Annotated in this window: 9 protein-coding genes and 1 pseudogene; 3 read left to right on the top strand and 7 right to left on the bottom strand. The window is 67.2% G+C overall.

The window, feature by feature from the left end; all coding sequences use genetic code 11:
* The first annotated feature begins 167 nt into the window (after positions 1-167).
* Positions 168-1,403 (top strand): M20 family metallopeptidase, encoded by a 1,236-nt coding sequence (locus tag EKH81_RS02150; RefSeq protein ID WP_132057980.1) that lies wholly within the window; start codon positions 168-170, stop codon positions 1,401-1,403.
* A gap of 14 nt (positions 1,404-1,417) precedes the next feature.
* On the opposite strand, the gene EKH81_RS02145 is transcribed toward EKH81_RS02150, so the two are convergent.
* Both EKH81_RS02145 and EKH81_RS02140 read right to left on the bottom strand, forming a co-directional pair.
* Entirely contained in the window at positions 1,418-2,290 is an 873-nt protein-coding gene (locus EKH81_RS02145) for an alpha/beta fold hydrolase (protein WP_132057981.1), read from the bottom strand.
* A 60-nt stretch (positions 2,291-2,350) separates the two neighbouring features.
* Positions 2,351-2,617 (bottom strand): annotated as a pseudogene (locus tag EKH81_RS02140) (aldehyde dehydrogenase); the annotation flags it as partial.
* A 302-nt stretch (positions 2,618-2,919) separates the two neighbouring features.
* Here EKH81_RS02140 and EKH81_RS02135 point away from each other — a divergent pair.
* Both EKH81_RS02135 and EKH81_RS02130 read left to right on the top strand, forming a co-directional pair.
* Positions 2,920-4,365 carry an MATE family efflux transporter gene (locus tag EKH81_RS02135; protein WP_132057982.1) on the top strand — a complete coding sequence of 482 codons (1,446 nt, stop codon included), beginning with the start codon at positions 2,920-2,922 and terminating at the stop codon, positions 4,363-4,365.
* A gap of 475 nt (positions 4,366-4,840) precedes the next feature.
* A complete protein-coding gene (locus EKH81_RS02130) occupies positions 4,841-5,035 on the top strand; it encodes a cold-shock protein (RefSeq protein ID WP_132057983.1) in 195 nt (64 codons plus the stop codon).
* A gap of 90 nt (positions 5,036-5,125) precedes the next feature.
* On the opposite strand, the gene EKH81_RS02125 is transcribed toward EKH81_RS02130, so the two are convergent.
* The 5 genes from EKH81_RS02125 to EKH81_RS02105 all read right to left on the bottom strand — a co-directional run bounded on the left by EKH81_RS02125 (position 5,126) and on the right by EKH81_RS02105 (position 12,595).
* Complete coding sequence (locus EKH81_RS02125) at positions 5,126-5,965, bottom strand: aldo/keto reductase (RefSeq protein WP_132057984.1); 840 nt, start codon at positions 5,963-5,965, stop codon at positions 5,126-5,128.
* A 352-nt stretch (positions 5,966-6,317) separates the two neighbouring features.
* Positions 6,318-7,979 carry a hydantoinase B/oxoprolinase family protein gene (locus EKH81_RS02120; RefSeq protein ID WP_202935033.1) on the bottom strand — a complete coding sequence of 554 codons (1,662 nt, stop codon included), beginning with the start codon at positions 7,977-7,979 and terminating at the stop codon, positions 6,318-6,320.
* Complete coding sequence (locus EKH81_RS02115; RefSeq protein ID WP_132057985.1) at positions 7,976-10,027, bottom strand: hydantoinase/oxoprolinase family protein; 2,052 nt, start codon at positions 10,025-10,027, stop codon at positions 7,976-7,978. The genes EKH81_RS02120 and EKH81_RS02115 overlap by 4 nt, the downstream gene beginning before the upstream one ends.
* A gap of 488 nt (positions 10,028-10,515) precedes the next feature.
* Entirely contained in the window at positions 10,516-11,949 is a 1,434-nt protein-coding gene (locus EKH81_RS02110; RefSeq protein WP_238392100.1) for an MATE family efflux transporter, read from the bottom strand.
* 70 nt (positions 11,950-12,019) lie between these two features.
* Positions 12,020-12,595, bottom strand: a complete 576-nt coding sequence (locus EKH81_RS02105; protein WP_132057986.1) for a 2Fe-2S iron-sulfur cluster-binding protein — start codon at positions 12,593-12,595, stop codon at positions 12,020-12,022.
* Positions 12,596-12,631 lie beyond the last annotated feature (36 nt).

The following is a 12,631-nucleotide window of genomic DNA, read 5'->3' as shown; positions in this document are numbered from 1 at the left end:
GGGGGGGGGGGTTTTATATTTTGTCGTGGCGGGCACACGGGGGTTGCCGCCCCCCGGGGGGGGCGGGGGGCCCCCCCCCCCCCCGCCGCGGGTCGGGGAGGCTGAGATTCCGGACTCCGCGTTACCGGATTGCTAACTGTTTACACACCCGAAGCCGTCGTGAGCCTATGGCTTCCGACGCTGAACTCGCCGACCTGGAATCGGCGGTAGACGACCTCGGAGACGACGCGATTTCGTTTCTCCGGGAGATGGTCCGCACCCCGAGCGTGAATCCGCCGGGCGACTACGCCGATATTCTCGACCTCCTCACGAATCAGTACGAGGGGTACGACTGGGACGTCGAGGTCGCGTGGGCACCCGACGACTTGCTCGACGAACTCGACCTCGACCACCCGCGCCCGAACGTCCTCGCATCCGTGACCCGCGGTGACGGACCCACAATCGCGCTCAACGCCCACATCGACACGGTGCCGGTCCAAGAAGAAAAGTGGAGCTACGACCCCTTCGGCGCAGAGATAGACGACGGGCGACTCTACGGCCGGGGCGCACGCGATTCGAAGGGCCGCATCGCGGCGTACACGCTCGCGGCCCGCGCGCTCGAAGAAGCCGACTTGCTCCCCGAGGACGCCACGCTCGTCCTCGCGCTGACCGCCGACGAGGAGACCGGCGGCGAGGCGGGCGCGGGCCACGTGGTCGAGAGCGGCGCTCTCGACGCCGACTACGCCATCGTGGAGGGAAGCACCTACGCGGTCGAGTACGCCTCCTCGGGCGTGTTGGCCTTCCGAGTGAACGTCGATGGCGCGTCGGCCCACGCCGGACTCGAACCCGAGACAGGCGCGAATTCGGTGGTGGCCGCGGCGCGCATCGTCACCGAACTCGACGCCTACGGTGACGAACTCGCCGACGAGGAGAGCGAGATTCCCGGCGTCGGGGGCGCCACCTGTACGCCCGCCACGATAAACGGCGGGGTCAAGACCAACGTCGTCCCGCCGGCCTGCTCGTTCACCGTGGACCGCCGCGTGCCCCCGGACCACGACATCGACGCCGCCGAACGGGAGTTCCGCGAGGTGGTGGCGGGCGTCGAACTCCCCGAGGGAACGACCGCGACGGTCGAGGCGCTGAGTCGCACGAAGCCGTTCCGCTCGGACCCTGACGACCCCCACGTCCGCGCAGTCGCGGAAAACGCCGACGCGGTCCTCGGAGACGTGCCGGTTCGCGGAACGCGCGGCGGTTCGGACGCCGGGCACTTCCACGCCGGAGGAACGGCCACGCTCAAGTTCGGCCCCGGCGGTCGGGACTCGAACGTTCACGGCCCGGACGAGAATCTCGAACTGTCGCAACTCCGGGACGCCGCGGTCGTCGTCGCGGCGAGCGTTCGAGATATGGATAGAGACGCGGAGTGACGTTCCGAGACGGGTCAGGGTGCGACTTCTCCGAGTGCATCCGGACCGAACTCGGTCAGCACGCTCAGGTGGTCCGCTTCGGGCGCGACGGTCAGTTCCGAATCGGGAAGTCTCGCGGTCAGAAACTCTCCCTGCGCGACTGGGACGTTCACGTCGTTACCGCCGTACCACCCTTTCACCGGAATGTCCACAGTTTCCACGTCGAACGGCCACTGCTCGGCGAGGAGGGCCAATTCCCGAACGACGCCATCGACGCCACCGTCGAACGCTTCGAGGAAGTCCCGATACACCAACTCGGCGACTGCCGGGTCTATCTCGTCCGGGCCGGTCCCCACGGGACGGTCGGCGTAGAACTGCGTGACAAACGAGGGGGACGCGTGGCGAGTGAGCCACGTTTGCAGACGAAACACGGGCCGAACGAGCCACGGTACGGACCGCGACATGGCCGAAAGTACGCGATTCGTCGGCAGAACGTCGTCCTGCGGCGCTGACGGCGGGGCAACGCCGGCGAGAAGTCCGACGCCGGTCAGACGGTCGGCTACCTCGGAATCGCTCGCACACGCCAGCGCGTGCGGACCACCGCCCGAATAGCCGACGATGCCCACTCGCCCGAGCGACAATGCATCGAGCATGACCGCCACGTCGTCGGTCCAGTCCAGAAGGGTCCGGTCGGGCATCGGGTCCGAGCGACCGATTCCGGGTCGCTCGGGGACGAGAAGACGGACGTTGGCGTCGCTCGCGCCGGTATCGAGGAGTTCACCGAGCAATCGACATCCCGGCGTTCCGTGAAAGAACAAAACTGGGGCACCCGTCGAGTCGCCGTACTCCGAATAGTGGAGCGACCGCCCACCGACATCGCACGTCCGGCCCGAGGATTCGGTGTCCATACGGTCCGCTTCGAAGCCCGCCTAAAAAGTCACTCGGTTTTCATATCGCGGCTTCCTCCCCTACGCCGACAGCAACACCTTCGTCACGCCTTCCTCGTGCTCGTCGAATCGCTCGTACATCTCCGGGGCGTCCTGCAGGGATTCGCGGTGGGAAATCAGGAAACTCGGCTCCGCTCGCCCTTCGATTATCATGTCCCGAAGCCTGCGGTTGTACTGCTTCACGGGCGTCTGGCCGGTCCCGACCTGTAGGCCCTTGCTGAACAACTCCGCGAAGTTGATTTCCAAGACGCCCTGCTCCTCGACCTGCTCGGGCGCGTGCGGGTCGTCTATCTCCTCGACACCGGTGTCGTACGGTTCGTGGTACACGACGGCGTTGACTGTCATTCGAACTCCCTCGAACGCGAGACGCTCCGAGAGCCGTTAACACCCGTCACCTGGAATATATTTTGTGCCACCACGCGCAATTCGTAATCGGGCCGAGGTCGGCGTGGGCCGAGACACGGTCTGGCGACGTGAGAGACCACCACGGGCGGCGGCCCCCGCGCCGCGGTCGCCGCCGACCGGGCGAGTTCGGTCTGGCTTACCGGATAAAGAAGGCTCTTTAGTTTCGGTTCGAAACATCTTCGATAGTGGCCAGTCTCCCGAACCCCGTTCGTCTGCTCATCCTCTACATCGGTCTCGCGCTCGCCCGCGCGGGCCTCGTGGACCCGAAGCACGTCCGCCGGACCACGGACCTCGCGTGGCCGCGCATCGTCACGGGGCTGGCGCGCATGTCGAAGAACGCGGTGGACGTGGCGATGGTCGGTATCGCGGTCGGCCCGGTCGCCATCGCGGGCGTCGGGTTCGCCTCGCCGTACTGGGGGCTGGCGTTCTCGCTCGGCGGCGGTCTCGCGGGCGGCACCATCGCGCTCGTCTCCCAGCGCTACGGCGCGGAGGCGTTCGACGAACTCGGCGTTGCGGTCCGGGCGAGCGCCGCGCTCGTCGTCGCGGTCACGATTCCGGTCTCCGCGGCGTTCTGGCTGCTCCCGACCGAACTCATCTCGGTGATGACCAACGACGCGCGCGCCATCGAACTCGGTGGCACGTACCTCAAAATTCTCGCGTTCGGCGTGCCGTTCGCGGGTCTCAACCTCGTCGGAAGCAGAATCTACATCGGTGCCGACGACGCGTGGACGCCGATGGTGGTCCGGGCGGGCGGCGCACTCGCGAATATCGTCCTGAGCGCCGGGTTCATCTTCGGACTCGGCATGGGCGTGGCGGGCGCGGCAGTCGGTACCGTCCTCTCGAACGTGGTCGTGACCGCGGCGTTCGCGGGCGGACTCGTGGCGGGTCGGCTTCCCGGCACCCCGGCGCTTCCGGTGAAGATAGACCCGTTCGGGACGTACCTCGACGGCGAGACGATGCGCGACGTCGTGAAAATCGGTCTCCCGGTGGTGGGTCGGAACACGGTCTGGACCGTCGCGAAGTTCCCGATGCTCGCCATCGTGGGGCTGTTCGGCGCGAACGTGGTCGCGGCGTACGTCATCGCTCGGCGCATCTGGGGCCTGATGAACACGCCCGGGTGGGGCTTCGGACTGGCGTCGAGCAGTCTGGTGGGTCAGGCGCTCGGCGACGGCGACGAGCGCGGGGCCGAGTCGTACGCCCGAGACATCGTGGTGTTCTCGGTGGCGACGTACGTCGTCGCCGCGATACTCGTGGGTGCGTTCGCCGAGCCAATCGTCCGGTCGTTCGTGAGCGACCCCGCCGAGCTCTCGATTCCGGTCGCGGTGTCATTGGTGTACGCCGCCTGCGTCGCCACCGTCGCACAGGGGGTCAAGTCGGCGGCCGCCGGACCGCTCGACGCCAGCGGCGACACCCGGTGGCCGTTCTACAGCCAGATGGTCGGGATGTTCTGCTGTGCGATTCCGGTCGCGTACCTCGGCGCGACGACCTCGCTCGGACTGTTCGGTCTCTATCTCTCCTTCCTCGCCGAGACCACGGTTCCGGCCGCCATCAACTACTATCGGTTCTCGACCGGGAAGTGGAAGGCCATCAGCCGCGAGTTTCGGCCCGACGCCGCGGTCGCCGACGACTGACTCGGTGCCAAAGTGAATGATTCGGCGGTAGAGTGAATGATTCGGCGGTAGAGTGAATGATTCGGCGGTAGAGTGAATGATTCGGCGGTAGAGTGAATGATTCGGCGGTAGAGTGAATGATTCGGTGGCAGAACGAATTTCGACACGAGTCGCGCCGCTCGCGAGCGTGAGTCCACGAAGCCAGTTTGGGGGTAGTGATATCGGGATACCAGCCCGGGATGTCAGAAACTGACTGGCACGTCAGCTCTGCATGTTAAACTCACGCGTGAGCATTATATTTCTATGTGTTCGTGCAATGTTACCCGGTGTTATCCCGGGAAATTTGAACGAGTTTTAAATTTTCGGCGGGAAACGGGATGGGAAGTCGAGAGTGGATGGCCGAGAGGCACGTCGAAACGCGAGGACCGAACGCACGGTCCGTGGTATCTTTTCCCTCGGAACGTTTATACGTCCGTCGCGTCTGTGTTCAGAAGCAATGGCAACTGGTACGGTCGATTTCTTTAACGACACAGGCGGCTACGGTTTCATCGACACTGAAGACGAGGACGAGGACGTTTTCTTCCACATGGAGGACGTTGGCGGCCCCGACCTCGAAGAGGGTCAGGAAATCGAATTCGACATCGAACAGGCGGACAAGGGTCCGCGCGCGACCAACGTCACCCGTCTCTAAGGCGGCTTCGACTTTGCGAGCGTAACTAAACTAACGCACTTTCTTTCGACGCAGACCGGATAGCGTCGGCTCTCTCGACGCGAGAACCGCTCACCCGTCGAGTCGCGCGAGTTCGTCGTCCGAGAGGTCGATAGCCGACGCCGCGACGTTCTCCTCCAGATGCTCGACGCTCGACGTGCCCGGAATCGGGAGCGTCACCGGCGAGTGGTCGAGCGTCCACGCCAGCGCGACCTGTCTCGGGGTCGCGTCGTGATTCTCCGCAATCTCGGCCAGCGCGTCGGCCTTCTCGCCGAGGTCGCCCGCGCCGAGCGGGTACCACGGCACGAAACCGATTCCGGCCTCCTCGCACGCCTCCAACACGTCCTCGTGCTCCCGATTCGCGACGTTGTACCGATTCTGGACGGTCGCCACCTCCACGATGTCGCGGGCCTCGTCCAACTGCTCGACGCTCACGTTGCTCAGTCCGACGTGTTCGATGAGCCCCTCGTCGCGCAACTCCGCGAACGCGTGGACCGACTCGGCGAACGGCGTGTCGGGGTCGGGCCGGTGGAACTGGTAGAGGTCGATGGTCTCGACGCCCAGTCTGTCGAGGCTACACAGCGCCTGATTCCGGATGAAATCGGGGTCGCCGTGGGGAATCCAGTCGCCGTCGCGGTTTCGGAGGAGTCCGGCCTTCGACGCGACGACGGCGTCGTCGTCGTCGAGCGTCTCGCCGACGATGCGCTCGCTGACGCCCGGCCCGTAGGAGTCGGCGGTGTCCACGAAATCGACACCCAGTTCGACCGCGCGCCGGAGCACGTCGCGGGCCGCCGATTCGTCGTCGGGGCGACCGATGATGTCGTCGCCGGTCAGTCGCATCGCGCCGTAGCCGAGTCGGCGGACCGTCAAATCGCCGCCGATGTCGAACGTGTCGCTCTCGTTTTCGACCATACCGAATCTGTGGTCCCGGCCTCAATAGTCGTTCTGGCGAGCGCGACTGGAAAGAGCGAGGCGATTGGGGACGGCGTGTGGCCTGCTCGCGGTGGGTGCGGTCGGTGCTGTCTGTGCGGTTGCAGTGTGGTCGCGGTAGGTGCGGTGCAGTCGCGGTGGGTGCGGTGCGGTCTCACAGGTGACGTGCGAGCAGGGCGCTTGCCGGAAGAACGGTTACACAAACGCGAGCAGGACGCTTCGCCGGAGAAACTATTAGACGAACGCGAACACGACGTTTCCCCAGAAGAACTGTTACGCGAACGCGAACACGACGCTTCCCCAAAACCGCCACACAAACCGAGAGGCGACGACGTTACTCCGACTCAGTTTCAGGAGCGTCGGTATCCGTCACCTTCCCGTCGGCGCGGTCGCGCGACCGCGCCGACGGGTCCCTCTCTGCCGGGTCGCCGTACCCGCCGCCGCCGGGAGTGCGAACCGTGACCGTGGTTCCCGACGAGACGTTCCGCGTGGTCTTGGCCGGGACTTCCTCGCCGTCGATGCGGTTCTCACCGGTCGCGCCGTCCGCGCCGCCGTCGCGCCCTGCGGGCGCGCGACGGCGGCGCTCGGTGAGCAGCGACACCACCGAATCGGTCTCGACGGTTATCGACCGCTCCAGTCCGAGTCCGCCGCGGTGCTCGCCGTCGCCCCCGGTGTCGGGCCGGAGCGCGTATCGCTCGACCGCGAGCGGGTACTCGGTTTCGAGCGACTCGACCGGCGTGTTGAGCGTGTTGGTCATCCCGACCTGCACGCCGTCCATCCCGTCCTTCGTCGCGCGCGCGCCGAACCCTCCCGCGATGGTCTCGTAGTAGGTGTACCCCTCGGCCGACCGGCTTCCGATGATGAGGTTGTTCATCGTGCCCTGACTCCCCGCCGGAACCGCGCCGGGAATCGCTTCGGCGAAGGCGTCGAGCACCACGTCGGTCACGCGCTGGCTGGTCTCGACGTTCCCGCCGACGACCGCGCTCGGATGGGTGGGATTGAGCAGACACCCCTCAGGTGCGTGAACCGTGACCGGTTCGTAGCACCCGCGATTCGGCGGTATTTCGGGGTCGGTTACCGCCCGGACGACGAAGTAGACCGCGCTCTTTGCGACCGCGAGCGGTGCGTTCAGATTCCCCGCGACCTGGTCGGCGGTGCCCGAGAAGTCCACCTCGACCCGGGAGTCATCGACCGTGACCGCGACCGCTATCGGCACGTCGTCGTCGGTCACGCCGTCGCCTTCGAGCACGTCCTCGGCGCGGTACGTGCCGTCCGGAACCTCGGCGAGTTCGGTCTCGATTCGATTTCGAGAGTAGCCGATGACCGCGTCGAAGGCGGCCGCGAGTTGGTCCGGACCGTGGTCGTCGAGCAGTTCGCCGATTCGGGTCTCGGCGCGCTCGTTGGCCGCCAACTGGGCGCGGAGGTCCGCCCGGCGCTCGTCGGGATTCCGGACGTTGGCGAGCAGGAGGTCGAGCACGTCGTCATTGGGACCCTCGGCGGTCGCGAGTCGGACGCCCGGAATCCGAATCCCCTCCTGATAGATTTCTGTCGCGCCCGCGGGCATGCTCCCCGGCGACATGCCGCCCACGTCGGCGTGGTGGGCGCGCGTGACCGCGTAGCCCACGATTTCCCCTCGGGGTGCGAGCGGCGAGACGATGGTCACGTCCGGCAGATGAGTGCCGCCCGCGAAGGGGTCGTTCAGCACGAAGGCGTCGCCCGGTTCGGGATTCTTATCGCGAATCGCCGCGACCGCCTCGGGCATCGCGCCGAGGTGGACCGGGATGTGTTCGGCCTGCGCGACCATCCGACCGTCGGCGTCGAACACCGCGGCCGAGCAGTCCTGGCGCTCCTTGATGTTGGGCGAGTACGACCCGCGAATCAGGACCTGCCCCATCTCCTCGGCCACGCCCTCCAACTGATTCCGGAGGATTTCGAGCGTGACGGGGTCGATGTCGGCGTCGGTGCTCTCGGTCGTCTCGTCCGTCTCTCGGGTCACTGTCCCTCACCTCGAAGGAGAACCACGGTCCCGTCTCCCTGCACTTCCGCCGTCCACCCCGGCGGCACGACGGTCGTGCTCTCGGCCTGTTCGAGGACCGCCGGACCCTCGACGCTGGCTCCGGCGGCGAGCGAGAGGCGGTCGTGAACTTCGGTCTCGCGGAGTTCGCCGCTGAAGTGAGCCTCGCGAGTCCCGAGATAGCTCTCGCCGTCTCCGTCGTAGGCGGTGTCCTCGACGCCGCGCTCGATGCGGGCGGTCGCCCGGAGATTCACGACTTCCACGTCCTCATCGACGCGGTAGCCGTAGGCGCGGTCGTGGGCCTCGTGGAATTTCTCGCGCACGTCGTCGGGGTCGAACGCGCCCGAAATCGGGACCGAGAGTTCGAAGCTCTGTCCGGCGTACCGGCAGTCGGCCGACCGCCGGACTTCGGCCGAGGAGTCGCCCGCGGCAGACGCGGCGGCCGCGTCTGCCGCGCTCTCGTCCCCCACGTCCGCGAGAACCTCGTCCCGGAGGTCGCCCAGAATTTCGTCGATTTTCGCGGTGTCGGCGTCGGCGAGCGAGACGAGGTGAGTCCGGACCGCGTCGTGCTGTTCGTCGGCGTCGAGCAGGCCGTACGCCGAGAGGACGCCGCCCGCGACCGGGACGACCACCGCGTCGATGTCGAGCGCGTCGGCGAGCGCGGGCGCGTGGAGTCCGCCCGCGCCGCCGAACGCCACCAGTCCGAACTCGCGGGGGTCGTAGCCGCGCTCGACCGTGACCGACCGAATGGCCCGAATCATCTTGGCGTTCGCCACGTCGTAGACGCCGCGGGCGGCGTCGAGCGCCGAGTCGAGTCCCGCCTCGTCGGCGAGGTCGGCGAGCGCGTCGCGGGCGGCCGTCTCGTCCAATTCGAGTTCGCCGCCGAGCGCCGTGCTCGCGCCGATGTAGCCGAGGACCACGTTCGCGTCGGTGATGGTGGCGCGCTCGCCGCCCTTTCCGTAGCACGCGGGACCGGGTTCCGCGCCCGCCGACTCGGGACCGACGCGGAGCGCGCCCCCGGAATCCACTCGAGCGAGGCTCCCGCCGCCGGAGCCGATGGTGTGAACGTCAACCATCGGGACCCGAATCGGCACCCCGTCGATGGTCGTGTCGGTCGTGCGCTCGGCCCGGTCGCCCCGGACGAGGCTCACGTCGCTCGACGTGCCACCCATGTCGAACGTGACCAGACCCGCGAGGTCGCGGTCTGCGCGAACGTCCGCGGCGGCCCGACTCGCGCCCACGACGCCCGCCGCGGGACCCGAGAGGACGGTCGTGACCGCGCGTTCGCGCACGGTTCGGGCGTCGGCGATACCGCCGTTCGACTGCATAATTCGGGGTTCGGGAACGCCCATCTCGGCCGCCCGGGCTTCGAGTCGCCCGACGTAGGCGTCGATTTTCGGCGTGACGTAGGCGTCCACCGCGGTGGTGGCGGTGCGCTCGTACTCGCGGAACTCCGCCAGCACCTCGTGGGACGCCGACACCGGCACGTCGAGTTCGTCGCGCAGAATCTCGGCCGCGGCGCGCTCGTTCTCGGGGTGGGCGTAGGCGTGGAGGAACGCGACCGCCACGCTCTCGACGCCTGCCTCCCTGAGGTCGGCCGCGACGGCGCGGACCTCCTCGGGGTCCACGGGCGTCTCGATTCCTTCGGAGGTAGCGCGCTCGCTGACCTCGAAGCGTCGGCGGCGCGGGACCAGTTCGGGCGGCTTCTCGGCGTCGAGGTCGTAGAGCGACGGGCGGGTCTGGCGGCCGATTTCGAGTACGTCGCCGAACCCTTCGGTCGCGACGAGGCCGGTCGTCGCGCCGTCGCGTTCGAGCAGCGCGTTGACCGAGACGGTCATCGCGTGGGTGAACGTCTCGATGTCGTCGGGCGCGACCCCGGCCTCGTCGCAGGCCTTCGCGATTCCGGCGACGACGCCCTCGCTCTGGTCGGCGGTCGAGGGGACCTTCGCGGTCACGAGGTCGCCGTCGGTCACGAGCGTTACGTCGGTGAAGGTGCCGCCCACGTCCACGCCGATTCGAGGTCCGGTCACGGTTGGGAGCCTCCGAAAGCGAGATGTGAGCGTCGAGACGTGAGTCGAGTCGTCATTCGATTCGACCTACCGAACACAGGGTATTCAGGGTAGTGGTCGGGGCGAAGGACTGCCGGATTCGAGGCTCGCGGCGACTCGACCGCCGAAACCGACCGACCGGCCGAGCAGTCACCCCGGCGCGCGCTGGGGCGGCCCGCAAGTGGCCGCCCCAATATGCGCGAGGTCTGCAGGAGCGACAACGGAGCGACTGCAGGCTCGGCGGACGCGGTTTGTCCGCCGGTGGATGAGTGAGCGACCGGAAGGAGCGAGCGAATCGGTTGGGGAGGCGTGTGGCTGTCGCGGTGCTGTGCGGTGTTAGGTAGAGTGAAAGTGGTCGTGTGGAAATTTCTGATTGGTGTCGTTCTCGTCACCCGCGATTCGGAGGAACGACGACACGATTGGCATCGAGTCAGCGGCGACGCTATCACGACTCCCCGACCGCAGTACCACTAGTCCTCGGAGACGGTCTCGACACCCACCGTCGAGTCGCCCGCGTCCCGGTCGATGACCGCGCTCTTCCACGTCCCGCGGGTGAACCACGCCGCGGCCGCGATTGCGCCCACGATGTGGCCGAGCGCGACCCCGACCCAGATACCGGTCGCGCCGAGCGGCGTCTCGAACGCGAGGTAGTACACCGCCGGGACGCGGATTATCCAGAGCGTGACGAGCGAGAGCACCATCGCGGTCTTGGTGTTGCCCGCGCCGCGGTACGCCCCGACCAACACCTGAAACACGCCGATGAACGCGAACTCGACCGTTCGAATCCGGAGGTACTCGCTGGCGTACGCGACCGTGGTCGCGCCTTCGGCGGTGCCGGTCGCCATGAACACCGAGACGATGGGTTCGGGGACGAGCGCGGCGACGACGCCGAGGACGACCATCACGCCCGCACCCGCCTTCGCCGCGAGTTTGACCGCGCGCTCCGCGCGGTCGGAGTTGCCCGCCCCGAGGTTCTGGCCGACCATGGTGTTGGTCGCCCGGCCGAGACCGACCGCGGGCAGGAACACGAGCGAGATGAGGCGATTGCCGAGTCCGTACGCCGCGATGACTTCAGGTTCGAACGTGACAATCATCACCGTGAGCGTCACCATGGCGAGCGCGCCCGCCGACTGTTCGAGCGCCGCCGGAGTTCCGATGCGGACGATGTCGCGGATGTAATTCAGGTCGGGCACGAGGTGCTCGGGCCGAACGTCGGGTCCGATATCGGTGGCGAACAGCACGTACACCCCGGCGACGCCTCCGACGGCGCGCGCGACGACCGTCGCAATCGCCGCGCCCTCGATGCCCATCCCCTCGAACGGGCCGACCCCGAAGATGAGGATGGGGTCGAGGACGACGTTGAACGCCACGCTGACCGCCATCACCCGCATCGGCGTCCGGGTGTCGCCGTACCCCCGGAGGAGGGCCGAGAACGCCAGAAAGCCGAACATGAACGGGAGTCCGAGGAAGAAGATTTCGAGATACGACTCGGCGAGCGGGACGACCCGCGCGGCGGTCGCGGGGTCGCTCGGGAACACCGACAGCATCGGCCCGGCACCCAGACGCCCGACGGCGGCCATCACGACGCCGACGAGGACGACGAAACCGAGCGTCTGGCCCGCCACCTTCCCGGCCGACCCGTCGCTGTCCGCGCCCATGTACTGGGCGACCAGCGTGCTTCCGGCGACGTTGAACCCCCCGCCGAACGCGATGAGGAAGAAGATGAGCGGAAACGCGAGGCTAATCGCGCCCACCGCGGCCGCTGAGTGGCGTCCGAGCCAGAACGCGTCGGCCACGTTGTACGCGACCTGAAGCAGTTGCGTGACGACGATTGGCCAGGCGAGGTGGAACAGCGGACGCGCCAGCCCGCCCTCCGTGATGTCGTCGGAGTTCGTCGTACCCACTATTCTGTTGGAGGACTTCTTAGGATTTCAATCCTTTGGGTTGAAATTGAGGTGCGGCGCTGGGAAAGATTCAGGGCGTCTCGTTGGTTTCGAGCGAGAAGTCGGTGGTCGGGTACGCCGTGCAGGTGAGGATGTACCCCTTCTCGACTTCGTCTTCGGCGAGCGTCTCGTTGTTGCTGTGCTGGACGTACTCGTGGGCGTCACCGTCGGCGACCTTGCCGCCACAGGAGAGACACTGACCCTGTCGGCAGGCGTAGGGCAGGTCCCAGCCCTCGTCCTCGCCCGCGTCGAGTAGGGTCTCGTTGTTCGCGACTTCGATGGTCTCGCCCTCGTTGACGTACTCGATTTCGAAGTACTCGACCTCGTCGTCGGCGATGGAGGCGGGGTCGAAGCCCTCGTCTTCGTCCTCGTCGCCCGCGAGTTCGCCCTCGGCACCGCCGCCGCCGACCGCGACCGCGCCGCCGCCCCCGATGGAGCGGTTCATCGGTTCGGGGAAGTCCGTCTCCGGCACGCTCGCGGCCCGACGTTCGAGGACCTCTTGGGAGATGTCGTCCGGGGTGCGCCACTCGGTGCCCTTCGTGTAATGAAGGGCAACCACGATGACGACCATCGTAATTCCGAGTCCCAGACCCAGTGGTTCTACCATGCTCGGGGCTACGGAATACGGGTTTAACAGCATTGT

The sequence above is a fragment of the Halorussus amylolyticus genome, assembly GCF_004143485.2.
GTDB classification, from domain to species: Archaea; Halobacteriota; Halobacteria; order Halobacteriales; family Haladaptataceae; genus Halorussus; species Halorussus amylolyticus.
The sequence above is the reverse complement of the archived record's forward strand: the minus strand, read 5'-3'. Positions and strand labels throughout refer to the sequence as shown.